Raw genomic sequence first — 23219 nt, forward strand, 5'->3', positions numbered from 1 at the left:
CTCCAACCGCGACAAGCTGCTGCGCCTTGTGCCGGCCGTCGAGGCATCACCAACCATCACAGGACAAAAACATGACCACCTTACTCATGACCACCAACAAGGGCAACATCAAGGTCGAACTGGACGCCGAGAAGGCACCGAAGACCGTTGCCAACTTCCTGGACTACGTGAACAAGGGTCACTTCACCAACACCATCTTCCACCGCGTGATCAAGGACTTCATGATCCAGGGCGGCGGTTTCGAGCCGGGCATGAAGCAAAAGCCAACCGAGCAGACCGTCGAGAACGAAGCGAAGAACGGCCTCAAGAACGACAAGTACACGCTCGCCATGGCCCGCACGATGGCCCCGCACTCGGCCTCGGCCCAGTTCTTCATCAACACGAAGAACAACGATTTCCTGAACTACCCGGGCCAGGACGGCTGGGGCTATGCCGTGTTCGGCAAGGTCGTCGAAGGCCAGGGCATCGTCGACCAGATCAACAACGTCAAGACCAGCCGCTCGGGCATGCACTCGGACGTGCCGAGCGAAGACGTCATCATCGAAAAAGTCGAAGTCGTCCAGTAAGCACGTCGAAAAACCTGCTGCGCGTTGCATATGTGGCCTGCGATTCTCCGCTACGGCGGACCGGCTGTACAATCGTACAGCTGCGGTTCCCGACCAGATCTGCTGCCGCTCGCCACGGTTTTTCGAAGTGCTTGATAACTCTGAAAGGCAGGCATGACGCGCGGGCGCCCTGCTCCGGCGATTGATCCTGGCAGCACATGACCGCACCCGCGCGCACGCTCGCACTCTTCATTTCCGACCTGCACCTGCAGGCATCCCATCCGCGTACGGCCGAGGCGTTCTTCCGCTTCCTGACCGAACGCGCGGCACATGCCGAGCGGCTTTATCTGCTCGGCGACATCTTCGAGTACTGGGCCGGCGACGACGACCTCGACGATCCGTTCAACGCGAGCGTCGCCGCTGCGCTGCGGCGCGTGAGCGACGGCGGCACGGCCGTCTGCTGGCTCGCCGGCAACCGCGACTTCCTCGTCGGCACCGGCTTCGCCGAGGCGGCCGGCCTCACGCTGCTGCCCGAGCCGCACGTCGCGACGTTCGCGGGCCGCGGGGGCGCGAGCCGCGCGGTCGTGCTCGTGCATGGCGACGCCCAGTGCACGGACGACGTCAAGTACATGGCGTTCCGCGCGCAGGTGCGCGATCCGGCGTGGCAGCGCCAGTTCCTCGCCATGCCGCTGGCCCAGCGCAAGGCGATCATCGCCGGCCTGCGCGAGGGCAGCCGCGCCGCCCACGGCGACAAGTCGTACGAGATCATGGACGTCACCCCGGCCGCCATCGCCGCGCTGCATGCGGACAGCGGCGCGGACGTCATCATCCACGGCCATACGCACCGCCCTGCCCTGCACGACGCCGGCGGCCGGCAGCGCTACGTGCTGCCCGACTGGGAGCTCGATGAGACGCCCGTGCGTGGCGGCTGGATCGCGATCGACGAAGACGGACGCATCCTGCGTTTCGACCTCGACGGCCAGGTGATCCGACCCGAATCGACCTGATTCCGCCTGATCCGACCGTTTGACCTCCCGGTCCGGCTCCCGTTCCGGACCTGAACCTACCCCTCTCAATCCTGCTAGGTCGTCCCTGGCGATCCGCGTATTGACTCGGGTCGACTAGGTGTTATACTTAACTACAACACCACAACTCTACATCACTAACATGGAGGCAGGCATGACATGGACTGCACCACCACGACGAAAGGGGGCCGGCGATGACGATCGGCTGGAATGACAACGCTCCGATCTATCGGCAGTTGAAGGACAAGGTGATCGGTATGATGCTCGATGGCGCCTTGAAGGCCGGGGACCCGCTCCCGTCCGTGCGCCAGATCGCGGCCGAATACCAGCTGAATCCGATCACGGTCTCGAAGGCTTACCAGGAACTGGTCGACGACAACTTAGTAGAAAAGCGAAGGGGGATCGGTATGTATGTCACGGAAGGCGCGAGCGAAAAACTGCTCGCAAGCGAAAGGGAACGCTTCCTGCGCGAGGAGTGGCCGGCGATGCTGGAACGGATCCGCCGTCTCGGCCTCAACATCGAGCAATTGCTGCGTGAACCAAACGGAGGCGCGCAATGAGCGCCGTCATCGAAGCCAAGAGCCTGACGAAGCGCTACGGCAAGCGCACGGCCGTGGACGGCATCGACTTCACCATCCCCGCCGGCCGCATCGTCGGCCTGATCGGCCCGAACGGCTCGGGCAAGACCACCACGCTGAAGGCCGCGCTGGGACTGATCCCGTTCGAAGGCCAGCTGTCCGTGCTGGGCCTCGATCCGCGCACCCAGCGCGACGAACTGATGCAGGATGTGTGCTTCATCGCCGACGTCGCGATCCTGCCGCGCTGGCTGCGCGTACGGGACGCCATCGACTTCGTGGCCGGCGTGCATCCGCGCTTCAACCGCGACAAGGCCGAACGCTATATCGCGAACACGAAGCTGCTGCCGTCGATGAAGGTCAAGGAAATGTCCAAGGGCATGATCGTGCAACTGCACCTGGCCCTCGTGATGGCGATTGACGCGAAACTGCTCGTGCTCGACGAGCCCACGCTGGGCCTGGACATCATCTACCGCAAGCAGTTCTACCAGAACCTGCTGGAAGACTATTTTGACGAGCACAAGACGATCATCATCACGACGCACCAGGTCGAGGAAGTCGAGCACATCCTGACCGACCTGATGTTCATCCGCGACGGCCGGATCGTGCTGGCCGCGTCGATGGAAGAGATCGGCGAGCGCTATGTCGAAGTGATGGTGCCGCAGGAAAAACTGAGCGCCGCCAACGCGCTGCAGCCGATCGACCGCCGCACCGTGTTCGGCAAGGCCGTGCTGCTGTTCGACGCCGGCCCCGGCGGTGCCTCGCGCCAGCAGCTGGCCGCCCTCGGCGAAACCCGCAATCCCTCCGTCGCCGACCTGTTCGTCGCGACCATGAAAGGAACCTACGCATGAATACGACTACCAGCGCGGACACCATGAAATGGCTGTTGCGGCGCGAGTTCTGGGAGCACAAGGGCTCGATGTTCTGGGCGCCGCTCATCGTCGGGACATTGCTCGTCATATTGATCGGCGGCGGCATCACCTACGGCATCATGACGCATCACTTGCCGACGCACGTGACGATCAACGGCCAGCCGCTCGATCACGCGCGGCTGGAGACACTCTTGCCCGACGAAACGGCAAACGTGGTCGCGCGGATGGCCACAGGCATGTACATGGGCGGCATGGCGCCGCTGTTGGTCGTCCTGACCGCGGTCGTATTCTTCTACTGCCTGGGCGCCCTGTACGATGAACGGCGCGACCGCAGCATCCTGTTCTGGAAATCGCTGCCCGTTTCCGATTCGATGACGGTACTGTCCAAGACCATCACCGCAGTGGTCGTCGCCCCCGCGATCACGATCGCGCTGGCCATCGTCGCGGCACTGATCCTGCTGCTCGTCACCTGCATAGAACTCAGCGCACAGGGCCTGAATCTGTTCGCGACAATGCTGGCGTCACCCAACTTGTATCTCGCGCCGCTGCGCCTTGTCGCCCTGCTGCCGGTGTACGTCGTGTGGGCACTGCCGACCGTGGGCTGGCTGATGCTCGTGTCGAGCTGGGCGAAATCGAAGCCGTTCCTGTGGGCAGTCGGCGTGCCGGTGGTCGCGCTCGTCACGATCAAATGGATCAATGCGGCACTCGAGAACTTTTCCGGCCAGACGCTGCTGCTGGCACATTATGCGAGTGACGTGGTCGCACGCATCCTCGGCGGCATCGTGCCGGGTATCTGGTTCCAGTTCCAGGGCGGCCTGCCGGCGGCGATTCAGCCGACCAGGAACGGCATCGACATGAGCGGCCTCGTACCCCAGTCGTACATGTCGCTGGCCGGCCCCGACGCCTGGATCGGCGTCGTGCTCGGCGTGGCGATGCTGTACGCCGCGATCCGCGTGCGCCGCTGGCGCGACGAGGGCTGAGCGATGCGACCGACCTTGTCGGGATTGATCCTGCTGACGGCCTGCGCCCTCCCCGCCGCGCGGGCCGACGAACCCGTGCCGTCGGTCCACGTCGCCGGCATCGCCGACCCGGAGATGCGCTCCTACCGCAACGTCGCGGCCGGCCTCGACGCCTTCGACGCCAACCGCGCGCTGGCGCCGAACGCGACCCTGCGCTTCCGCATGCGCCATGCCGATGGCGGCCCGGCGAATGCGGACGACGGCCTGCGGTTGCGGCTGGCGAGCGACGACGGCGCGTTCCAGGAAAACGTGCCGATCGACGCCGGCGGTCTGCTCACCGTGCAGCGCAGCCAGGCCGCCTACGATGCCGACGCCACGTTCATCCTGAACCGGAAGAACGGCCTGTACACGGGACACCCGGAGGTGCGCACGGCCGGCCTGCCGGACAACGTCCGCCGCCTGGGCGACCTGCGCCTGGAATGCCGGGTGACCATCGCCATCGTCAAGGAACAGATGCCGTTCATGGCGAAGGCGGCCATCAACACCTTGATGATGACGTCGGACTGGTGCGCCAAGAAGGATTTCAACTACGGCGTCATGGCCGCGCAGCCGGGCGCGCGGGCGGTGCTGCGCGCCGGCGAGCGCTCGCGCACGCTGGAGACCCACGGGTGGAATGTGCTCGCGCCGATCGGCGATCCGGCATGGCCGGACGACGCGCTGGTGGAGATGAACGACGGCGGCACGTAAGGCCGCCGTCGCCGTTATTCGAACTGCTGGCGGAACGCGGCGAACTGCGCCTTGAGTTCGTCGACTTCGCCGCGCAGCGCGGCCACTTCCTGTTCCAGCTGGGCCACGCGGGCGCCGGTCGAGCCGCCGGCCGAACCACCGCCGGCGGCGCCGCCGCCAGCGTCCATTTTCGCGACGTCGATCGCACCGCCCAGCAGCTGGCCGTAACGCGGCTCCTTGGTGCCGGGCGCACGATCGAGCCGCGCGACGAGCGGCGGATATTTGTCGATCAGGAATTGCAGCGCGCTTTCCGCTTCCGCCACCGACTTGAATTCATGCAGGCGGCCGGTACGGCTGCGGATCTCGCCCGCGGTCTGCAGGCCGCGCAGCATCAGCACGGCCAGCACGGCCACCTTGTCCTGCTCGAGCGTCCACTTGATGCGCATGCGGTGCTCGTACTTGATGACGCGCGCGCCAGCCTGGGCGATACCGTTCACGAGCTTGCGCTGCATGAGGCGCTGCAGCGTGTCGTGGACGACGTCCTCGGACAACTGCATCACGGGGTCGCGGCTGGACAGCTGGTTGCAGCCGTTCATCACCGCGTTCAGCGACATCGGATAATTATCGGGCGTCAGTGCCTCTTTTTCGGCGAGCACGCCCAGCACGCGGATTTCGTTGGGGTCGAGGTCGGATGCCGGGTCGAAGCTGCCCGGGATATCGTCTTGCATCGGTGTCCTTTGTGTGTTCGCGGTCGCTTACTCGACGAGCCGGTTCAATTGTGCCTGGTCGAGTTTATCACTCTCGTCCGGCGTATGGCAGCGGATACCGGCCGCCTTCATCGTCGCGCACATGCGCTCGATCTGCTCGTCCTGCTGGGCCACGTGGTTGATCAGGTTGCGCAACGCCTTCGACAGCGGATCGTCGCCGTTCGGCGTGACGCCGTAGGCGGCGAACATCTGGGCGCTGCGTGACTGGTCTTCCTTGCGGATGATGTGAGCCGGATTGCCGACGGCCGTGGCGCCGGCCGGAACCGGCTTGACGACGACGGCGTTGGAGCCGACCTTGGCATATTCGCCGACGGTGAACGCGCCGAGCACCTGCGCGCCGGCGCCGACGATCACGCCGCGCTCGAGCGTCGGATGGCGTTTCGTGCCGGCCACCAGGGTCGTGCCGCCCAGGGTGACGCCCTGGTAGATCGTGCAGTCGTCGCCGACGACGGCCGTCTCGCCGATCACGACACCGAAGCCGTGGTCGATGAACACGCGCCGGCCGATCGTCGCGCCCGGGTGGATTTCAATGCCGGTCAGCACACGCGCGAAATAGGAGATGAACCTCCCGAGCCAGCGGAAATTGGCACGCCAGCAGGCGTGCGCCCAGCCGTGCAGGACGACGGCGTGCAGGCCCGGGTAGCAGGTGAGCACCTCCCAGGCGTTACGGGCCGCGGGGTCGCGTTCGATGATGCTCTGGATATTTTCGCGCAGCTTGGAAAACATAGTCGGGATTCGGGCAAGTGACACCGCATGGTAGCCGATCCGCGCCGTATTTGCTTATGAGGGAATCATTTTTGGGGCCGGCGTCATGCGGGCGCCTGATGGGCTCGGGGAGCCCATCCTACGGCCGTGCCGTCCACGCGCGGCAAATTCGACGCCGCGTATTACCGCGTGGACGGCGCGCCGTACACAGCGGCAGATATCGTAGGCTGGGCACCCCGTGCCCACCCTCCACGCCAGGATTATCGCGGCTCGTGCGCCAGGCGCTGGCGGCGTGCCTCGTACAGGCACACGCCCGAGGCCACCGACACGTTCAGGCTCTCGACCGAGCCGAACATGGGAATCGACACCAGCAGGTCGCAGGTCTCGCGGGTCAGGCGGCGCATGCCCTCGCCTTCCGACCCCATCACGAGCGCCGTCGGGCCCGTGAAATCGCCTTCGTACAGGCCCTTGTCGGCATCGTCGGACGTGCCGATCAGCCAGATGCCCCGTTCCTTCAGGTCGCGCATCGTGCGCGCGAGGTTCGTCACGGTGATGTACGGCACGGTTTCGGCGGCGCCGCTGGCCACCTTGGCGGCCGTCGCGTTCAGGCCCACGGAACGGTCTTTCGGGGCGATGACGGCATGCGCGCCGACGCCGTCGGCCACGCGCAGGCAGGCACCCAGGTTGTGCGGGTCGGTGATGCCGTCCAGGATCAGCAGCAGCGGCGGACCTTCCACGGCATCCAGCAGCTCGTCCAGGTTGCGCGCCAGCGACAACTGGCTGGCGAACGCGATCACGCCCTGGTGGCGGCGGGTGCCGACGATCTTGTCGAGGCGCTCGGCTTCGACCGGCATGACGCGCACGCCGGCCGCCTTCGCGTTGGCGATCAGGTCCTGCATGCGGCGGTCCTGGCGGCCGGCATCGACGAAGATCTCTTCCACGCTGGCGGCCTCGTGGCGGAGGCGCGAGGTCACGGCGTGGAAGCCAAAAATCATTTTATTTTTCATGCGTTACTTCTTCTTCCTGGTTTTGGACGCGCTCTTTGTGGAAGCGCTTTTTTTCGCCGCGGTCTTCTTGGACGCGGTCTGGTTTGCTGCGGGCGAGGCATTGCGGGCACCGCGGCGACGGCGCGTCGGCGGCACGAACACGACGTCTTCCTCGTTCTCGTCGGTGGCGCCGAACGAGGATGCGGCCGGCTCGGCCGGGGTCACGCGCGCTTCCTGCTGCGACACGGGCACGGCGCCGTCCCTGGCTTTACGCCGGCGCGGCGGTTTCGAGGCCGACGCGTCCTGCGCGGCGGCGCGGGCACGCTCCAGCGGCGCCGGCACGTTGCCGTCCTTCGCGGGTTGCGCCAGCACGAGGTCGATCTTGCGCGATTCCAGGTCGACGCGCGCCACCTGCACCGTCACGCGACCGGTCAGCTGGTACACCTGGCCCGTGCGTTCGCCGCGCAGTTCGTGGCGGGTCTCGTCGTACTGGAAGTAATCGGTGCCGAGGCCCGTGATGTGCACGAGGCCTTCGACGAATAGCTGGTCGAGCTGGACGAAGATGCCGAACGGCGTCACGCCCGAGATCACGCCCGTGAATTCCTCGCCGAGGCGATCCTTCATGTAGTAGCACTTGAGCCAGTTCTCGACGTCGCGCGACGCCTCGTCGGCGCGACGCTCGTTGGCCGAGCAGTGCACGCCCAGCGCGTCCCAGATCGTCAGGTCCTTCGGATCCTTTTGCCTGCCTTCCGCCTTGTCCTTGGCGGCCTGCTTGCGCACCGTCTTCGATACCGTCGTGTTCAGCTTGGACAAATCGATGCCGGTCGGCTCGTACTTCTTGCCCTTCAACACAGCCTTGATGGCGCGGTGCGTCAGCAGGTCGGGATAGCGGCGGATCGGGCTCGTGAAGTGGGCATACGCCTCGTACGCGAGGCCGAAGTGGCCGACGTTGTCCGGGCTGTAGACGGCCTGCTGCATCGAACGCAGCAGCATGGTCTGCAGCAGCGTGGCGTCCGGACGCTCCTTGATGCGCACCATCAGTTCGGCATAGTCGCGCGCCTGCGGCGTCGTGCCGCCGCCCAGGTTCAGGCCGACCTGCTTGAGGAAGGTCCTCAGCTGGTTCAGCTTTTCCTCGGTCGGCACGGCGTGGATGCGGAAGGTGCTCGGCTGGTCGTGGCGGATCAGGAAGTCGGCCGCGCACACGTTGGCGGCCAGCATGCATTCCTCGATCAGGCGGTGCGCGTCGTTGCGGGTGCGCGGCAGGATCTTTTCGATCTTGCCCATCGCGTTGCAGACGATATAGGTCTCGGTCGTCTCGAAGTCGATCGCGCCCCGCTCCTGGCGCGCCTGCAGCAGCGCGCGGAACACCTCGTTCAGGTTCAGCAGGTGCGGCACGATGCCCGGACGGCGGCCCGCTTCCGGCCCGTTCGTGTTGCCCAGGACGGCGGCGACCTCGTTATAGGTCAGGCGCGCCGCCGAGTGCATCACGGCCGGGTAGAACTGGTAGGCTTTCACTTCGCCGCCGGTCGTCACGACCATGTCGCACACGAGCGTGAGGCGGTCGACGGCCGGGTTCAGCGAGCACAGGCCGTTCGACAGTTTTTCCGGCAGCATCGGGATCACGCGGCGCGGGAAATACACCGACGTCGAGCGTTCGATCGCATCGCCGTCGAGCGCGTCGTTCGGCTTGACGTAATGGCTGACGTCGGCGATCGCCACGAGCAGGCGGTAGCCCTTCGTGCGGCCGATCTTGACCGGCTCGCAGTACACCGCGTCGTCGAAGTCGCGCGCGTCCTCGCCGTCGATCGTGACGAGCGGCACGTCGCGCAGGTCGACGCGGTCGCCCAGGTCGGCGTCGCGCACTTCGTTCGGCAGCTTGTTCGCCTGCTTGACGGCGGCCGGCGAAAAGATGTGCGGCACGCCGAACTTGCGCACGGCGATCTCGATCTCCATGCCGGGGTCGTCCAGGTCGCCGAGCACTTCGACGATCTTGCCGGTGGGCTGGCGGAAGCGCGACGGCTGCTCGACCAGTTCGACGCTGACAATCTGGCCGGACTTGGCCTTGCCGGGCGAGCCGCTGACGAGGATGTCCTGGCCGATGCGCTTGTCTTCCGGCGCGACGATCCAGACGCCGTTCTCGTTCAGCAGGCGGCCGATGACGTGGGTGTTGGCCCGTTCCCTGACCTCGACGATCGTACCTTCGGCGCGCCCGCGGCGGTCGGTGCCGACGACGCGGGCCAGCACGCGGTCGCCGTGCAGGACCTTCTGCATTTCCTTGTCCGGCAAGAAGAGGTCTTCGCCGCCCTCGTCCGGGATCACGAAGCCGAAGCCGTCGCGGTGCGCGCTGATGCGGCCGGAAATGAAGCTGGAGTGGTCCGTGAGCGCATATTCGCCCGCGGGATTGGCGCGCAACTGGCCGTCACGCTCCATCGCATTCAAGCGGCGCGCCAGCACGCCTTCCGCGTCCGGGTTGACTTGCAGGGCTCGGGCGAGGGCGCCGCTGTCGAGCGGTCCCTGGGCCTGGCGAAACACGCCGAGGATTTCCTCGCGGCTTGGAATGGTATGAGTTGGGTGCTTCAAATTTGTATTCTTATCTTCTCAGTGGTGGCACCGTCCATCTGACGGCACGGATATCGTTACATTGACACGTGGGTGCGCGTAGTGTAACGGAGGACCGGCGGATTCGCCTAACTTCGCCCACGAAGCGTGCAGGCACTGTCCCGTTCAGGGGACTTTGACATTTGCCATCCATCCGCTATACTTTCGGTCTCTTCGGATACGGCACAGCCGAAAACGGAGAACGCTGCGCAGGCGATGCGCGCCGGGCCGAAACGAAAGTTGGTCTAGCGCAAAACGGCAAAGCCTGATATCGTAGCGGAATTCGACGGCAACGTCGAGCAATGTAAGCAAAGCGGTCCAATGCCCACGTGGCGGAATTGGTAGACGCGCATGGTTCAGGTCCATGTGCCGCGAGGTGTGGGGGTTCGAGTCCCTCCGTGGGCACCAGCTGGCGAGCATTGTGAAGGTTGTTTGATTGCCCACGTGGCGGAATTGGTAGACGCGCATGGTTCAGGTCCATGTGCCGCGAGGTGTGGGGGTTCGAGTCCCTCCGTGGGCACCAAAAGCTACCCGGTTGTATTGAAGTACTGATGTGTTGCATGCCCACGTGGCGGAATTGGTAGACGCGCATGGTTCAGGTCCATGTGCCGCGAGGTGTGGGGGTTCGAGTCCCTCCGTGGGCACCAAAAGCTACCCGGTTGTATTGAAGTACCGATGTTTGCATGCCCACGTGGCGGAATTGGTAGACGCGCATGGTTCAGGTCCATGTGCCGCGAGGTGTGGGGGTTCGAGTCCCTCCGTGGGCACCAAAAGCTACCCGGCCATGACGGCCACCAGAGTTCTGGCGCAAAACGCCGCAATCTTTGCACAAGGATTGCGGCGTTTTGCGTTTCAGCGTCCGGCGGTTATCGGCACCGGATCGAGATGGTGCGCCAGGAATGCGCCGATGCGCCGTTCGTACGCCGCGGGCGCATAGGCATGCAGGTCGACGTGCGCGGCGCCCTCCACCACCCACAAGTCCTTCGGCTGCGCGGCCGCGGCGAACAGGCGCCGCGTCTCGGGCAGGGTCGTGTGCAGGTCGGCACCGCCGGCGGCGACCAGCACCGGCGCGTGCAGGTCCGCGATGCGCGCGATCGGGCGCAGCGCATCCGGCCGGATGCCTAGCCGCAGCGGCAACTGCCATAGCAGCAGCGCGGACAACGGCCCGCCCATGGGTCCCAGCCGCATGCGCAGGCGGTTCGCGACGGCTTCCTCGATCGTCGGATACATCGATTCCAGCACCACCGCGTCGACCGGCGGACAGTCGCGGCACAGCACGAGCGACGCCGCCCCCAGCGACACACCGATCACGCCGATGCGCTGCCCCGGCGCGCGGCGCCGCAATTCCTCGAGCGCGGCCCGCACGCCGAGCGCCTCGCGCAGGCCGAACGTCACGGCGGACGCCGTACTGGCGCCCTGGCCCGGCAGGTCGATCAGCAGCACGGCATAGCCTTGCGCGTGCAGGAATCGGGCGCGGGCGGCCATGTCGCGGCGGTCGCCGTGGATCCCATGCAGCAGCAGCACGGCGCCGCGGCCGCGTCCCGCCAGGAAGGAGCCGGCCACTTGCTGGTCGGGCGCGGGGCGCAGCAGCACGTCTTCGGCATCGAGTCCGGGCAGCGCCACGGGATGCGGTTCGACGGCGATCAGCTTCGATCCAATCGCCCAGACGACGGCGGCGCCGAGCAGAACGACGACGGCGAGCGCGATCAGGCAGGCGGACAGTGACAGGCGGAAAGGCATGGCAGCCATTAGACCGCAATGCCGCGCCGCGGTCCAGCGGCTCAGTGGGCGGCGAGGTCGTCCAGGATGGGGCAGTCCGAGCGCGCATCGCCGTGGCAGGAACCGGCCAACGTGGCCAGCGTGCGCTTCATCGCTTCCAGCTCGGCGATCTTGCGGTCCAGTTCGGCGATGTGGGCGAGCGCGAGGCGGCGCACGTCGGCGCTGGCCCGGTCCTTGTCGCGCCACAGCGCCAGCAGGTCGGCGATCTGGTCCAGCGAAAAACCCAGCGCGCGGCCGCGATGGATGAATTGCAGCATGCGCACGTCGTCGCTGCCATACAGCCGGTAGCCGGCCTCGGTGCGCCGCGCCGGCGGCAGCAGGCCGATCGACTCGTAGTGGCGCACCATCTTGGCGGTCACGCCGGACGCGCGCGCCGCTTCGCCGATATTGAACCAGGTATCCCGTGCCGAATCGTTCATGGTGTCGTCCTTGCCGAATGTGGCCAGCATACACCTTCCCACAATGGGAAGCTCAAGCCTGCTTGACTTACAGCACGAAGCGGTTAAGCTCGGCGAACCATGAAGAACACCGTCCTGATCGCACTGGGCCTCATCCTGGCCTGTCCCGTCGTCCTGAACGCGGCGCCGGCGCCGTGGTATCACTGGCGCAGCAAGAGCACCGGCGTGCTCGTCTGTTCGCAGACGCCGCTGGGCCCCGGCTGGGCCCGCGCCGACGGACCGTATCGTGACGCCCATTGCGAAAAACCATCGCGTGCTAAATAATTGAAATGCATCAACGAGGCGGCGCAAGTCCGCCCGACATCGTCCGAAACGAAGGGGAGCAATACCTGGTCGCCGTAGATTCCTAACCGAGGAGAAATCGATGTTCAACAATCCCGAGCAATTCGCATCCGCCACCAAGACCCTGTTCGACCTGCAGATGCAGACCTTCAATGCCCTGGCCAGCAAAGCCGTGCAAGGCGTCGAGCAGGTGGTGGCGCTGAACCTGGCGACCGCCAAGCAATCGATGGAAAACACGCTGGAGGCAGGCCGCCAGTTCAGCCAGGCGCCGGATCCCAGGGCGGCCATCGATGCCCTGTCCGCCCGCGTGCAGCCGGGCGTGACGGAAGCGACGGCCTACGGCGACCAGCTCAAGCAGATCATCGGCGACATCAAGAAGGAATTCGAGCAGGCCGCCGACACGCATCTGGCCGAAGCGAAGAACACCTTGTCCGCGCTGATCTACGACGTCACCCAGAACGTCAAGCCGGGCCAGGAAAACGCCGTGGAGATCATCAAGGCCGCGATCGAGAACGCGTTCAAGGGCTACGAGCAGGTGACGCAATCGACGCGCGACGCGATGCACCGCGTCGAGGAACAGGTCGCGCGCGCGACCGAGCAGCTCAGGGCCGCCCAGTCGCAGACGCCGCCGTCCGCCACCCACTGAGGTCCAACGGTCAGGACGGCCGCATGCCGACGCCCAGCATCTCTTCGATGTGGGCGAAGGCCGCGTCGTCCTTGACCACGGCCCGCAACCACACGTGCAGGGGCTGCTCGCCCCAGTGCGCGGCCTTGTCGGCCAGGTAGGCGACGGGGCTGTGCGGCTCCGTGCGGCGGAAGTAGTCGGCCACCGCGCGCAACTGGGCCAGCGCCTGGGCGCGCGATTGCAGCGGACCGGCGGCAGTCGCCGCCGTCTGCGCCGCTGCCGCCACCACGACCTCGCCCGCGGCCGGCACCGACGCCGCCAACGCCTCATTCAGCGCCGGCTTGATGAACATGACGACGCTCTCCAGGGCCGAACGCGCGGCGCTGAAGCTGGGGCCATCCGCTTTCAGCACGGCGTCGACGCTCTTTTCCAGCCGGTCGATCGCGGCCGCGCAGTGTTCGCAATCGCGCATCAGGTTCGTATAAAACGCCTGCGACGTGCGTTGGCGCGCCCCTTCCAGCTTCGCCGGCGCATCGCCGCCCTCCATGCGCGCGACGTCGACATCGCGCAGCGCATGGCCGCCCGCGCCTTCCGTCAACGGCACGCCGCGCAGCCACGGCGCGATGCGCGCGGCCAGCCAGGCCAGGTTGCCGATGCGCCGCTCGACGCCATCCTCGTCCGGCAGCGGATACAGGCCATCCCAGTAACGCTCGCACAACGTGGCCGTCAGCAGCAGGCTGTCGCCGAAGGCGCGCAAGCCGGCCGTGCGCACGCAGGCTTCCGCCAGCCAGACGGCCAGCTGCAAGTCCTTGCTGCGCGTTGCGATCAGCTCGGCGCATTGGCGGCCGACGAATTTCCAGTCCGCTTCCTTGAGCTCCGTGACCCATGCGCCCTGCTGCAGCGAGGGATCGTCGGCCTGGCGCGCACGCACGATGGCGTCGATCTCGCTGGAAAACGCGAGGTCTTCGCCGCAGGGCTGCGCCGCGCTGACCGGCGCAAGCAGCCGTTCGAGGTTCAGCATGATGGTCTCCTCACGCCGGCTCGATGGCGTACTTGATCTTGCCCGCCTTGGTCGCGCCGACTTTCACCTTGCCGATCGCGCCGCCTTCGGCCATGCGCGCCAGCACCGCGTCGGCGATCTCGGGCAGCAGCGTGCCGCCCAGGATCGTGTCGACGTTGCGCGCGCCGGAATCGACCTCTGTGCAGCGCGCCAGCACGGCCGCGACGAGCGCGTCGTCGTACTCGAAACGCGCGTCGTGGTTGATGGCGACGCGCTGCTTGATGCGGTCCAGCTTCAGGCGGATGATGTTGCCGAGGACGGCGTCGTCGATCGGATAGAACGGGACCACGGTCAGCCGGCCCAGGAACGCGGGCTTGAAATGCTTCATGAGCGTGGGCCGGATCAGTTCCGCCAGCGCGTCCGGCGCCGGGCGCTCGGCCGGCGTCTTATTCAGGCAGGCCTGCATGATCTGGCCCGACGCCGCGTTCGACGTCAGGATGATGATCGTGTTGCGGAAGTCGATCTGGCGCCCCTCGGCATCGTCCAGCACGCCCTTGTCGAACACCTGGAAGAACAGTTCGAGCACGTCCGCGTGCGCCTTCTCGACCTCGTCCAGCAGCACGACGCTGTATGGATTGCGCCGCACGGCTTCCGTCAGCACGCCGCCTTCGCCATAACCCACATAGCCCGGCGGCGAGCCTTTCAGCCCGGAGACGCTGTGCGCTTCCTGGTATTCGCTCATGTTGATGGTGACGAGCTTGCGCTCGCCGCCGTACAGCAGGTCCGCCAGCGCGAGCGCCGTCTCGGTCTTGCCGACGCCCGAGGTGCCCACGAACAGGAACACGCCCTTGGGCTTGTTCGGGTCCTCGAGGTTCGCGCGCGCCGTGCGCACGCGCTGGGCGACGATGCCGCTGGCGTGCGCCTGGCCGAGGATCCGCTCATCCAATAAACCCTGCAGATTCATCACGGTGCGGATCTCGTCCTTCACCATGCGCCCGAGGGGAATGCCGGTCCACGCGGCGACGATGGCGGCCACCGTCTGGCCGTCGACCTGCACCGGCACGAGCGGCGTTTCTCCCTGCAGCGCGTGCAGTTCCGCGACCTTGGCGCGCAGCGCGGGACTGTCGCCCTGCCCCGCTTCGAGGCGCGCGCGCATCGCGTGGATCTCGGCGCACAGCGCCTGCTCGGCGTCCCAGCGCGCATGCAGCCGGTGCTGCTGTTCCAGGGCCAGCACCCGTTCCGCACGCAGCGCGGCCAGCGCGGCCGCGTGGTCCGCGCCCGCGCTCTCTTCGCGCACGAGCGCCTGGATGCGCGCGTCCAGGCGCTCCATCCCGCGCGTGCAATCTTCCAGCATGGCCGGCGTCGCCTTCTGGCCCAGCGCGACCTTGGCGCACGCGGTATCGAGCACGCTGACGGCCTTGTCCGGCAGCTGCCGGCCGCTGATGTAGCGGTGCGACAGACGCACGGCTTCCACGATCGCCTCGTCGTAGATGCGCACGCCGAAGTGCGCCTCCATCAAGGGCGCCATCGCGCGCAGCATGGCGCACGCCGTCTCCTCGCTCGGTTCCTCGACCTTCACGACCTGGAACCGCCGCGCCAGCGCCGCATCCTTCTCGAAGTATTTCTTGTATTCGCTCCACGTGGTGGCGGCCACGGTGCGCAGTTCACCGCGCGCCAGCGCGGGCTTGAGCAGGTTGGCGGCATCATTCTGGCCGGCCGCGCCGCCGGCGCCGATCATCGTGTGCGCCTCGTCGATGAACAGGATGATCGGATGCAGGCTTTTTTTCACCTCGTCGATCACGTTCTTCAGGCGGTTCTCGAACTCGCCCTTGACGCTGGCGCCGGCCTGCAGCAGGCCCAGGTCGAGCACATGGATCTCCACGCCGCGCAAGACGTCCGGCACGGCTTCTTCAGCGATGCGCAGCGCCAGGCCTTCGACGACGGCCGTCTTGCCCACGCCCGCCTCGCCCGTCAGGATCGGATTGTTCTGGCGCCGGCGCATGAGGATGTCGATGACCTGGCGGATCTCGGCATCGCGCCCGATCACGGGATCGAGCCTGCCTTCGCGCGCGCGCGCCGTGAGGCAGGTCGTGTACTGGTCGAGCGCGGGCGTCTTGCCGGGCGCGCTCGCCTGCAGTTCGGTGACCGGGTCCGCGGACGGCGCCGGCGCGTCCGGCACCAGCGCCGGTGCTTCGTCGGAACCATGCGTCAGCTTGTCGAAATCGTGTTTCAGGCGATCGAGCGGGAAGCCGGCGAACTGGCGCGACGCGCGCTGCGCCAGCTGGGCGAGGCCCGGTTCCGTCAGCAGCGCGAGCAGCAGGTGGCCGCTGCGGATCCGCTGCGTCCGGCCCGAGGCGTCCAGCGACGCGATCAGCCAGGCGTGCTCGAACAGCACCGGCAGATGGCGCGAGAACACCGGCGTGCGCGCGCTGCCCGCCGGCAGGCGCTCGACTTCGCGGCGCAGGTCGGATTCGAGGCTGGCGGGACTGATGCCCGCCGCGCGCGCCACCACCACGAAATCGCTCCCCGGCTGCTCCAGCAGCGCCAGGAACAGGTGCTCGATGTCGACTTCATACTGGCCGAGTCCGACGCAGATGCCGGCCGCGCGCGTGGCGGCAGTGCGCGTGACGTCGTTCAACTTGGCGATCAGGGTCTTGAGATTGATGTCCATCGTCGATGTCCTTTGGTGGCGGTCACGGACGCACGGGGCGGCCGGCCTTGGTAATCACGTAATTCAGCGAAGAGGGCTGCAGCACGGCGTTGAAGTTGACCGGCTCGGCACCGGGGCCGGGGCCGGGGCCGGCATGCAGCGTCGCGTTGATCACGAAGCTGAGACGGTTCACGCCGCCCTGCTCTCCTTCCAGTGCGGCGCTGACGTTCCGCAGGCGCGGCTCGTGGCGCCCGATCGCGTCCTCGAGGCAGGCGCAGATCGCGGCCCGGTCCTCGCTGCTGGACAGGCAATACGCGGCGAAATCGGTCAGGCCGTAGTTCAGGATCGAGGCGCGCGCCAGCGGGTAGGCGTCGAAGGCGGCGGGCGGCATGCCGGCGCGGGCGTTCAGCAGGGCTTCCAGGTCGCGCGCGACGTTGTCCTTGAGCTGGTCGGCGCCGGCACGGCCGGGGTGGGGCTGCTGCCCCATCAGGCGGTCGAGCAGGCCGGGAAGATAGGCGGTCATCGCTGCTCCTTGCAAAGCCGCAGGAAAAAAACCGCGGCCTTGCGGCCGCGGGAAACGCGGGGAAATCGAAGGAAAAGCGCGCGTCAGACGACCCGGTTGGTCGCGAGATCCCAGCCGCCCGACGTGTTGCCGCCGGCGCCGCCGCCGATCTTCTGCTGGGTGTACTTCCACTTGATCTTCGAGAATTTCAGGCCGACCGTCTCGTGCAGGAAATCGCCTTCCGCGACCTGGGGCTTGACGGTGCCGATCAGGACATTCTCGATCTCGATTTCGAAGTATTTGACCCGTTCGCCCTGCCCGTCGGCGCGCATGAATTCGAATTTCGCCTTGGGGATGGTCTTGCCCGACGAGCAGGTCTGCAGCAGCAGCGGCGAAGACAGGTCGGCCAGCTTGGCGATCTCGATCTCGTCGTGCTCGCAGCGCTCGGCGGTGTGGCCGCCGCCCGTCGATGCCGTCGCCGACTTGGGCTGCGTCACGCCCCAGTTGACCGATTTGCACTCGATCCAGTCCTTGTGCTTGTCGTCGGCCGACTCGCCCTTGATGCCGTCGATTTGCAGGTACACGTCAATTGCCATGTTCTACTCCAGTTCAGGTTATTGAAAGAATCAGTTCTTGGTCGATTGCGGCAACTCCGCGACCAAACGGAGCGAAACGGACAATTCGTCGAGCTGGAAATGGGGCCGCAGGAACGACACGGCCCGATACACGCCGGGCCGGCCCGGCACCTCGGCCACCTGTACGCTCGCTTCGCGCAGCGGGAATTGCGCCTTCTGTTCCTGGCTGGCGTTGTCGTCCAGGAGGACGTATTGCGTGAGCCAGCGGTTCAGGTAATCCTCGACGTTCGAGGCGGCCGCGAAGCTGCCGATCTTGTCGCGCATCATGGCCTTCATGTAGTGGGCAATGCGCGACACGGCAAAGATGTATTGCAGCTGCGACGACAGCAGCGCGTTCGCGTTGGCCGCATCGTTCGCGTACTTGCGCGCCTTCTGCGCCGACTGCGCGCCGAAGAACGCGGCATACGACGTGTTCTTGCAGTGCACGAGCGAGATAAAGCCGAGGTCCGACAGCTCTTTCTCGCGGCGGTCCGTGATCGCCAGCTCGGTCGGGCACTTGAGGGCGATCTCGCCTTCGTCCGTCTTGAACGTGTGCGTCGGCAGGTTCTCGACGAGGCCACCGCCTTCGACGCCGCGGATCGCCGCGCACCAGCCGTAATCCTCGAACGCCTTCGTCAACTTGGTCGCGAAAGCGTAGGCCGCGTTACACCACAGGTATTTCTGGTGATCGGTGCCGTCCACGTCCTCGACGAAATTGAAGCCTTCCGTGGCCGTGCCGTCGGCCGGGTTGTACGGCAGGCGGCCCAGGAAACGCGGCAGCGTGAGGCCGACGTAGCGCGCATCTTCCGATTCGCGGAACCCCTTCCATTTCGCGTATTCGACCGTGTCGAACACCTTCGCCAGGTCGCGCGGCTTGCCCAGGTCGCCGAAGCTCTCGACGCCGAACAGTTCCGGTCCGGCCGACGTGATGAACGGCGCATGGCTGGCGGCCGCCACGTGCGACATCTGCTCGAGAAAATAGATGTCCTCGGGCTGGCGCGTGATCTCGAAGTCGCCGATCAGGGTGCCGTAAGGCGCGCCGCCGAAGCTGCCGAATTCCTCTTCGTAGACCTTCTTGAACAGCGTGCTCTGGTCGAATTCCAGCGCCGACTGGAAGTCCTTCACCAGCTCGCGCTTGCTGGCGTTGAGCATGCGCACCTGCAGCCCGGTGCTCGTCGCCGTGTTCTTGACGAGGTAATGCAGGCCGGTCCAGCTGCGTTCCAGCTTCTGGAATTCGGGCGCATGCATGATCGCGGACAGTTGGTCGGAAATCATCCGGTCCAGCTCCGCCAGCCGCGCATCGATCGTGGCCGACAGGTTCGTCGACATGACCATCGTGCCCTCCATCACCTGGCTCACCAGCTCGGAGATGATGTCGCGCGCCCGTTCATGTTCGCTGGTCGATTTCGCGACCCGGCTCTGCTCGACGATCTGGTCGAGCAGGGACACGTCCAGCTGGTCGGCGTGGGCCGCCTGCGCCGATGCCGTTTGTGCGGTATCGAGGATCGCGCTCATGCTTCCTCCTTGCCCGGCTTGCCGCTGCCCTTGCGCAGGCTGTCCAGCTTTTCCGTGTTGGTCAGCACGTCGTTCAGGAGGTCTTCCAGCTTGTCGTTGCCGGCCAGCTTGTTGCGCAGATCGGCCAGTTTGGCGCGCGCATCCAGCAACCCCTTCAGCGGCGCCACCTGCTGCACGACGGCTTCCGGGCGAAAGTCGTCCATCTGCTTGAACTGCAGCTGCACGGCGAACTCGCCGCCTTCCGCCGACAGGTGGTTCGGCACGCGGAAACTCGTGGCCGGCGCCACGCCGCCCAGCACTTCGTCGAAGTTGTCGGCGTCCACGTTGACGAACTTGCGGTCCTTGAGGCGCTTCTTGGCTGCGTCCGGATCGGTGCCGAAGTCGCCCAGCACGCCGACCACGAACGGCAACTCCTTGTTCTCGATCGCGTCGCCGATCTCCACGTCATACGTCATCTGCACGCGCGGCGCGCGCACTTTCTGCAGGCGCTTCTGCACGCTTTCATTCTTGGCCATGGGGTCTCCAGTGCGGTGGTCGGGTTATTTGAGTGCGCCGAACGGATCGTTCGATGCGGTGGCGCGCGTCGCGGCCGCGGCGCCGCGCCGGGCCGTCTCACGCACGCGCGAGGCAACCGGACGGTTGTTCGGCACCAGCACGTCTTCGTTCAGGCTCGTGCGCAGCAGCTTGGCGAGGTCCTGCGCCTCCGTCCGCACGTTGCCGGTCAGGTTGTTCTTGCGGCTCAGGTCGGCCAGCGCCTTGCTCGTCACGCGCAGGCCGCTCACGGCGACGATGCTGTTCGCCAGCGTGTCGTCCGGGTCGCGCTCGAGGGCTTCCAGCGCGTCGACGATCGCTTCGCCGTAGCTCGTGCTGTCGAAATGCATCTGGGCCATGCGCACCCAGGGCGTCTTATCGGTCGGGAACGTGCTGCCGGCGTGCTCGAGGATCGTATAGGCCTTGTCGTTCTGGCCCGCCAGCACCGCGGCGTCGGCATCCGCCATCGCGGACGCCATCGTCGGCACCGGTTTGATCGCGGCCTGGCTGGCCACCGACGCCGTGCTGGCGCAGGCCGACAGCAAGGCGATACAGGTAAGGGGCACCGCGGCAAGCGGCATCAGGCGTTCGAATGTCATCTGGCTCTCCCGGTTTGAAATCAGACGCCATTATTGGTGAACGATTTCCGGAGAGAATTGCGTGTCGTCAACGCACCTTTGCCGCCGCATTGCGCGTTGTCGAAAAGGCTGTTGCGCCTGCTCAGGGTGCATGGCGGACAATCCCGTTAAATCTTCCTGTCCTCTTTACCAAATGCAAGGAGTGCAGATGAAGCGATCATGGATCGGATTATGTTGCCTGGCCTGGATGCTCGGCGGCTGCGCCGGCGGCGGCGCGCTTGAGGCCATCGGCCTGCGCAGGCCGCCGCCTCCCCTACCGGAATCCCAGCAGCCGCCGCGCAACGTCGTCGTGCACCTGTACGCCGCGCCGCGGCTGAACGTCGACGCGCGCGGGCAGCCCCTGGCGCTGCTGGTGCGCATCTACAAGCTGCGCCAGCGCGGCGCGTTCGAACAGGCGCCCTACGCCGCCTTCCTGTCGCCGCAGGCCGAACGCGACGCCCTCGGTGCCGACCTCGCCGACGCCAGGGAGGTCACGCTGGTACCGGGCCAGCGCCTCGACGTCAGCGACCGGCTGGCGCGCGATACGCCCTGGCTCGGCGTCGTCGCCCTGTTCCACGCGCCAGCCGAGCACGGCTGGCGCGTGGCCTTCGCCGCCGCCGATGTCGAACAGGCCGGAGCGACCATCGGCCTGCACGCCTGCGCGCTGACGGTCGGCTCCGGTGCCGCGCCGGCCGGCGCTGCCGTCAAGCCTTTGTCGCTTGTCCACTGTCAATAAGCGCCGCAACGTTTCCAGCAATCTAGAGTTTTGTGGAAGGAGGCACATGAACATTCCATCGAAAGTCTTGTGGGGCGAGGGCCTGTTCCTGCGCCCCCAGCACTTCCAGCAGCAGGACCGCTACCACGAGGCGCGCCTGAACGAGACCGCCAACGCCCTGCATCCGTATTGCTGGGGCGTACGCAGGCTGGTCATCAATACCGATGCGCTCAAGGCCGATACGCTGCGCGTGACCGAGCTGTCGCTCATCTTCCCGGATGGCGACCTCGTGCGCGCTCCGGACCAGGATCCGCTGCCGCCGCAGGCGCGCCTGGACGAGCTGCCGCCGGACGTCCAGACGATCACGTTTCACGCCGCGCTGCCCGTGCTGAAGCCGCACGGCGAGAACTGCGCGGCACGCGGCGACACCCGGCCCGACGTCCGCTTCGGCCAGCGCGAGCACGACACGCTGGACCTGTTCAGCCAGGCCGCCCCGGCCCCGGTGGCGTTCCTGACCCGCACGGTGCGCCTCGTGTCCGAGCTCGAATCGCTCGATGCCTACGACAGCTTCCCGCTCGTGCGCCTGCAGCGCGTGGCTACGGGCGGCTTCGAAGTCGACCCGACGTTCACGCCGCCCAGCCTGTCCATCGCCGGCGCCCAGGGCCTGCACGCGCGCCTCGTGCGCCTGATGGAAAAGTTGCTGGCCAAGGTGAACGCCCTGTACGGCCATTACCGCGAACCGGGCCGGCACGTCGTCGAACTGCGCGGCGGCGACGTCGCTTCGTTCTGGCTGCTGCATACGGTCAGCACCGGCTACGCGGCGCTGACCCATTACCTGGCCCACCGCGAGCTGCATCCGGAGCGCCTGTTCCAGGAACTGCTGGCGCTGGCAGGCGGCCTGATGACATTTTCGCGCACGGCCAGGCTGGAAGACCTGCCGGCCTATGCGCACCAGGACCCGGGCCCGGCCTTCGCCCGCCTGGACGGCATCCTGCGCGAACTGCTCGACACCGTGATCTCGTCGCGCTACTTCGCGGTGGCGCTGTCGAACGAGCGGCCGTCCTACCACCTGGGCGCGCTCGACTCCGGCAAGATCAACGCCCAGACGACGCTGTACCTGGGCGTGGCGGCCGACCTGCCGGCGCTGCAGCTCGTCGACATCGTCCCGCTGCGCTTCAAGATCGGCGCTCCCGAGGACGTCGACAAGCTGGTGCTGACGGCCATGCCCGGCGTGAAGCTGGCGCATGCGGCCCAGGTGCCCAGCGCACTGCCGGTGCGGCCGGACATGGTGTATTTCGTCCTGGACAACCGCGGGGTGCTGTACGACAGCATGCTCAAGGCGCAGGCCATCTCGATCTACGTGCCGAACGGTATCCGTGACCTCAAACTCGAACTGATTGCGATCGCAGCATGAGCCATCCCGTCGAACGGCGCGCCGCGCCCACCCAACGCGGCGCCGCCGGCACCGCACCCGCCTCCCTCGTCGACCTGATGGTTGAAGGGTTTTATGCCCTGTTCCTCCTGAAACGCGGCTGCGGCCCGCAGGACCAGGCCGGATTCGCCGACCGCATGACCGGCTTCCTCGGCGAAGTCGACCGCAGCGCCCGGACGCTCGGCATCCCCGCCGACGACGTCACGGCCGCCAAATATGCGTTCTGCGCGGCCGTCGACGAGATCATCCTCGGCTCCGACTACGCCATCCGCGAAGCCTGGGAAACCCGCCCGCTGCAACTGCGCCTGTTCGGCGACCAACTGGCGGGCGAACATTTTTTCCAGCGGCTCGAAGACCTGCGCGCACGGGGCAGCGCCCACCTGCAGGCGCTCGAGGTCTACCACCTGTGCCTGCTGCTGGGCTTCCAGGGCCGCTTCGCCCTGGACGGCCGGGACAAGCTGAACTACCTGACGGCGCGCCTGGGCGACGAGATCGCGCGCATGCGCGGTAAAAACCGCGCGTTCGCGCCGCATGCGGAACGGCCCGACCAGATCGCCCACAAGCTTTCCAGCGACATGTCGCTGTGGGTGTTGTGCGGCATCTTCGCGCTGGCCGGCATGGGTGCGTATCTGGGCTACCGCAGCGCACTCGGCCACGAGACCGACCGTGCGCTCGTCAGCTACAACGATCTCATCAAGCTGCCGCCGCGGTCGGCCAACGTGACGATCACGCTGCCTTGAA

General features: G+C 66.6%; 24 protein-coding genes and 4 tRNA genes. 15 read left to right on the forward strand and 13 right to left on the reverse strand.

Translation table 11 applies throughout. The annotated features are described in order from the left end of the window. Positions 1-71: 71 nt before the first annotated feature. From U9J41_RS16985 to U9J41_RS17010, 6 genes are all read left to right on the forward strand, one after another. Complete coding sequence (locus tag U9J41_RS16985) at positions 72-566, forward strand: peptidylprolyl isomerase (RefSeq protein WP_322403358.1); 495 nt, start codon at positions 72-74, stop codon at positions 564-566. 197 nt (positions 567-763) lie between these two features. Continuing rightward, complete coding sequence (locus U9J41_RS16990; RefSeq protein WP_322403359.1) at positions 764-1552, forward strand: UDP-2,3-diacylglucosamine diphosphatase; 789 nt, start codon at positions 764-766, stop codon at positions 1550-1552. Between the two features lie 212 nt (positions 1553-1764). Continuing rightward, a complete protein-coding gene (locus U9J41_RS16995; RefSeq protein ID WP_322403360.1) occupies positions 1765-2130 on the forward strand; it encodes a GntR family transcriptional regulator in 366 nt (121 codons plus the stop codon). Then, positions 2127-2996, forward strand: a complete 870-nt coding sequence (locus U9J41_RS17000) for an ABC transporter ATP-binding protein (protein WP_322403361.1) — start codon at positions 2127-2129, stop codon at positions 2994-2996. Before U9J41_RS16995 ends, U9J41_RS17000 begins: the two co-directional genes overlap by 4 nt. Then, entirely contained in the window at positions 2993-3997 is a 1005-nt protein-coding gene (locus tag U9J41_RS17005; protein WP_322403362.1) for a hypothetical protein, read from the forward strand. Before U9J41_RS17000 ends, U9J41_RS17005 begins: the two co-directional genes overlap by 4 nt. A 3-nt stretch (positions 3998-4000) precedes the next feature. Next, positions 4001-4723: a hypothetical protein gene (locus tag U9J41_RS17010; RefSeq protein WP_322403363.1), complete on the forward strand. Its 723-nt coding sequence runs from the start codon at positions 4001-4003 to the stop codon at positions 4721-4723. A 14-nt stretch (positions 4724-4737) separates the two neighbouring features. Here U9J41_RS17010 and U9J41_RS17015 read toward each other — a convergent pair whose 3' ends face one another. The 4 genes from U9J41_RS17015 to rnr all read right to left on the reverse strand — a co-directional run bounded on the left by U9J41_RS17015 (position 4738) and on the right by rnr (position 9740). Continuing rightward, positions 4738-5430, reverse strand: coding sequence for a YceH family protein (locus tag U9J41_RS17015; RefSeq protein WP_322403364.1), 693 nt, complete (start codon positions 5428-5430; stop codon positions 4738-4740). 27 nt (positions 5431-5457) lie between these two features. Continuing rightward, positions 5458-6195, reverse strand: coding sequence for a serine O-acetyltransferase (gene cysE / locus U9J41_RS17020; RefSeq protein ID WP_322403365.1), 738 nt, complete (start codon positions 6193-6195; stop codon positions 5458-5460). Positions 6196-6434: 239 nt separating this feature from the next. Continuing rightward, positions 6435-7181: a 23S rRNA (guanosine(2251)-2'-O)-methyltransferase RlmB gene (rlmB, locus tag U9J41_RS17025; RefSeq protein WP_322403366.1), complete on the reverse strand. Its 747-nt coding sequence runs from the start codon at positions 7179-7181 to the stop codon at positions 6435-6437. Positions 7182-7184: 3 nt separating this feature from the next. Further along, positions 7185-9740 carry a ribonuclease R gene (gene rnr, locus U9J41_RS17030; RefSeq protein WP_322403367.1) on the reverse strand — a complete coding sequence of 852 codons (2556 nt, stop codon included), beginning with the start codon at positions 9738-9740 and terminating at the stop codon, positions 7185-7187. Positions 9741-10081: 341 nt separating this feature from the next. Here rnr and U9J41_RS17035 point away from each other — a divergent pair. The 4 genes from U9J41_RS17035 (at position 10082) to U9J41_RS17050 (ending at position 10528) form a co-directional block, all read left to right on the forward strand. After that, positions 10082-10166: transfer RNA gene (locus U9J41_RS17035), tRNA-Leu, on the forward strand. Between the two features lie 30 nt (positions 10167-10196). Then, positions 10197-10281, forward strand: a tRNA-Leu gene (locus U9J41_RS17040). Between the two features lie 39 nt (positions 10282-10320). Next, positions 10321-10405 (forward strand) — tRNA-Leu (locus U9J41_RS17045). A gap of 38 nt (positions 10406-10443) precedes the next feature. Continuing rightward, positions 10444-10528, forward strand: a tRNA-Leu gene (locus U9J41_RS17050). 82 nt (positions 10529-10610) lie between these two features. Here the strand turns inward: U9J41_RS17050 and U9J41_RS17055 are convergent. Together U9J41_RS17055 and cueR are read right to left on the reverse strand one after the other, a co-directional pair. Next, positions 10611-11498, reverse strand: a complete 888-nt coding sequence (locus U9J41_RS17055; protein ID WP_322403368.1) for an alpha/beta hydrolase — start codon at positions 11496-11498, stop codon at positions 10611-10613. 41 nt (positions 11499-11539) lie between these two features. Further along, positions 11540-11986 (reverse strand): Cu(I)-responsive transcriptional regulator, encoded by a 447-nt coding sequence (gene cueR / locus U9J41_RS17060; RefSeq protein WP_322403369.1) that lies wholly within the window; start codon positions 11984-11986, stop codon positions 11540-11542. A 69-nt stretch (positions 11987-12055) separates the two neighbouring features. Between cueR and U9J41_RS17065 the strand changes: the two genes are divergently transcribed. Beyond that, complete coding sequence (locus U9J41_RS17065; RefSeq protein WP_322403370.1) at positions 12056-12259, forward strand: hypothetical protein; 204 nt, start codon at positions 12056-12058, stop codon at positions 12257-12259. Positions 12260-12359: 100 nt separating this feature from the next. Beyond that, positions 12360-12923 (forward strand): phasin family protein, encoded by a 564-nt coding sequence (locus tag U9J41_RS17070; protein WP_322403371.1) that lies wholly within the window; start codon positions 12360-12362, stop codon positions 12921-12923. A 10-nt stretch (positions 12924-12933) separates the two neighbouring features. Here the strand turns inward: U9J41_RS17070 and tssA are convergent, their stop codons facing one another. The 7 genes from tssA to U9J41_RS17105 all read right to left on the reverse strand — a co-directional run bounded on the left by tssA (position 12934) and on the right by U9J41_RS17105 (position 20313). Continuing rightward, positions 12934-13923 (reverse strand): type VI secretion system protein TssA, encoded by a 990-nt coding sequence (tssA, locus tag U9J41_RS17075; protein ID WP_322403372.1) that lies wholly within the window; start codon positions 13921-13923, stop codon positions 12934-12936. 10 nt (positions 13924-13933) lie between these two features. Then, positions 13934-16573: a type VI secretion system ATPase TssH gene (gene tssH, locus U9J41_RS17080; protein ID WP_322403373.1), complete on the reverse strand. Its 2640-nt coding sequence runs from the start codon at positions 16571-16573 to the stop codon at positions 13934-13936. A 22-nt stretch (positions 16574-16595) separates the two neighbouring features. Continuing rightward, positions 16596-17075, reverse strand: a complete 480-nt coding sequence (gene tssE / locus U9J41_RS17085) for a type VI secretion system baseplate subunit TssE (protein ID WP_322403374.1) — start codon at positions 17073-17075, stop codon at positions 16596-16598. Positions 17076-17158: 83 nt separating this feature from the next. Beyond that, positions 17159-17650: an Hcp family type VI secretion system effector gene (locus U9J41_RS17090; RefSeq protein WP_056435243.1), complete on the reverse strand. Its 492-nt coding sequence runs from the start codon at positions 17648-17650 to the stop codon at positions 17159-17161. A 30-nt stretch (positions 17651-17680) separates the two neighbouring features. Continuing rightward, a complete protein-coding gene (gene tssC / locus U9J41_RS17095) occupies positions 17681-19183 on the reverse strand; it encodes a type VI secretion system contractile sheath large subunit (RefSeq protein WP_322403375.1) in 1503 nt (500 codons plus the stop codon). Continuing rightward, entirely contained in the window at positions 19180-19698 is a 519-nt protein-coding gene (gene tssB / locus U9J41_RS17100; protein WP_322403376.1) for a type VI secretion system contractile sheath small subunit, read from the reverse strand. Before tssB ends, tssC begins: the two co-directional genes overlap by 4 nt. A gap of 24 nt (positions 19699-19722) precedes the next feature. After that, positions 19723-20313 (reverse strand): tetratricopeptide repeat protein, encoded by a 591-nt coding sequence (locus U9J41_RS17105; protein WP_322403377.1) that lies wholly within the window; start codon positions 20311-20313, stop codon positions 19723-19725. Positions 20314-20500: 187 nt separating this feature from the next. Here U9J41_RS17105 and tssJ point away from each other — a divergent pair, with 187 nt between their 5' ends. Genes tssJ through icmH form a run of 3 tightly spaced genes read left to right on the forward strand, consistent with a single transcriptional unit; the run spans position 20501 to position 23218 of the window. Continuing rightward, positions 20501-21067, forward strand: a complete 567-nt coding sequence (gene tssJ / locus U9J41_RS17110; RefSeq protein WP_322403378.1) for a type VI secretion system lipoprotein TssJ — start codon at positions 20501-20503, stop codon at positions 21065-21067. A 46-nt stretch (positions 21068-21113) separates the two neighbouring features. After that, positions 21114-22460, forward strand: a complete 1347-nt coding sequence (gene tssK / locus U9J41_RS17115; protein WP_322403379.1) for a type VI secretion system baseplate subunit TssK — start codon at positions 21114-21116, stop codon at positions 22458-22460. Then, positions 22457-23218: a type IVB secretion system protein IcmH/DotU gene (gene icmH / locus U9J41_RS17120; RefSeq protein WP_322403380.1), complete on the forward strand. Its 762-nt coding sequence runs from the start codon at positions 22457-22459 to the stop codon at positions 23216-23218. Before tssK ends, icmH begins: the two co-directional genes overlap by 4 nt. The last annotated feature ends 1 nt before the right edge of the window (position 23219 follow it).

It is taken from the genome of Massilia luteola, from assembly GCF_034420155.1.
GTDB classification, from domain to species: Bacteria; Pseudomonadota; Gammaproteobacteria; order Burkholderiales; family Burkholderiaceae_D; genus Telluria; species Telluria luteola.

Bases quoted from the DNA above. Each gene is read 5' to 3' on its own strand.
- U9J41_RS16985 (WP_322403358.1), top strand. From the start codon at position 72: ATGACCACCTTACTCATGACCACCAACAAGGGCAACATCAAGGTCGAA.
- U9J41_RS16990 (WP_322403359.1), top strand. From the start codon at position 764: ATGACCGCACCCGCGCGCACGCTCGCACTCTTCATTTCCGACCTGCAC.
- U9J41_RS16995 (WP_322403360.1), top strand. From the start codon at position 1,765: ATGACGATCGGCTGGAATGACAACGCTCCGATCTATCGGCAGTTGAAG.
- U9J41_RS17000 (WP_322403361.1), top strand. From the start codon at position 2,127: ATGAGCGCCGTCATCGAAGCCAAGAGCCTGACGAAGCGCTACGGCAAG.
- U9J41_RS17005 (WP_322403362.1), top strand. From the start codon at position 2,993: ATGAATACGACTACCAGCGCGGACACCATGAAATGGCTGTTGCGGCGC.
- U9J41_RS17010 (WP_322403363.1), top strand. From the start codon at position 4,001: ATGCGACCGACCTTGTCGGGATTGATCCTGCTGACGGCCTGCGCCCTC.
- U9J41_RS17015 (WP_322403364.1), bottom strand. From the start codon at position 5,430: ATGCAAGACGATATCCCGGGCAGCTTCGACCCGGCATCCGACCTCGAC.
- cysE (WP_322403365.1), bottom strand. From the start codon at position 6,195: ATGTTTTCCAAGCTGCGCGAAAATATCCAGAGCATCATCGAACGCGAC.
- rlmB (WP_322403366.1), bottom strand. From the start codon at position 7,181: ATGAAAAATAAAATGATTTTTGGCTTCCACGCCGTGACCTCGCGCCTC.
- U9J41_RS17055 (WP_322403368.1), bottom strand. From the start codon at position 11,498: ATGCCTTTCCGCCTGTCACTGTCCGCCTGCCTGATCGCGCTCGCCGTC.
- cueR (WP_322403369.1), bottom strand. From the start codon at position 11,986: ATGCTGGCCACATTCGGCAAGGACGACACCATGAACGATTCGGCACGG.
- U9J41_RS17065 (WP_322403370.1), top strand. From the start codon at position 12,056: ATGAAGAACACCGTCCTGATCGCACTGGGCCTCATCCTGGCCTGTCCC.
- U9J41_RS17070 (WP_322403371.1), top strand. From the start codon at position 12,360: ATGTTCAACAATCCCGAGCAATTCGCATCCGCCACCAAGACCCTGTTC.
- tssA (WP_322403372.1), bottom strand. From the start codon at position 13,923: ATGCTGAACCTCGAACGGCTGCTTGCGCCGGTCAGCGCGGCGCAGCCC.
- tssH (WP_322403373.1), bottom strand. From the start codon at position 16,573: ATGGACATCAATCTCAAGACCCTGATCGCCAAGTTGAACGACGTCACG.
- tssE (WP_322403374.1), bottom strand. From the start codon at position 17,075: ATGACCGCCTATCTTCCCGGCCTGCTCGACCGCCTGATGGGGCAGCAG.
- U9J41_RS17090 (WP_056435243.1), bottom strand. From the start codon at position 17,650: ATGGCAATTGACGTGTACCTGCAAATCGACGGCATCAAGGGCGAGTCG.
- tssC (WP_322403375.1), bottom strand. From the start codon at position 19,183: ATGAGCGCGATCCTCGATACCGCACAAACGGCATCGGCGCAGGCGGCC.
- tssB (WP_322403376.1), bottom strand. From the start codon at position 19,698: ATGGCCAAGAATGAAAGCGTGCAGAAGCGCCTGCAGAAAGTGCGCGCG.
- U9J41_RS17105 (WP_322403377.1), bottom strand. From the start codon at position 20,313: ATGACATTCGAACGCCTGATGCCGCTTGCCGCGGTGCCCCTTACCTGT.
- tssJ (WP_322403378.1), top strand. From the start codon at position 20,501: ATGAAGCGATCATGGATCGGATTATGTTGCCTGGCCTGGATGCTCGGC.
- tssK (WP_322403379.1), top strand. From the start codon at position 21,114: ATGAACATTCCATCGAAAGTCTTGTGGGGCGAGGGCCTGTTCCTGCGC.
- icmH (WP_322403380.1), top strand. From the start codon at position 22,457: ATGAGCCATCCCGTCGAACGGCGCGCCGCGCCCACCCAACGCGGCGCC.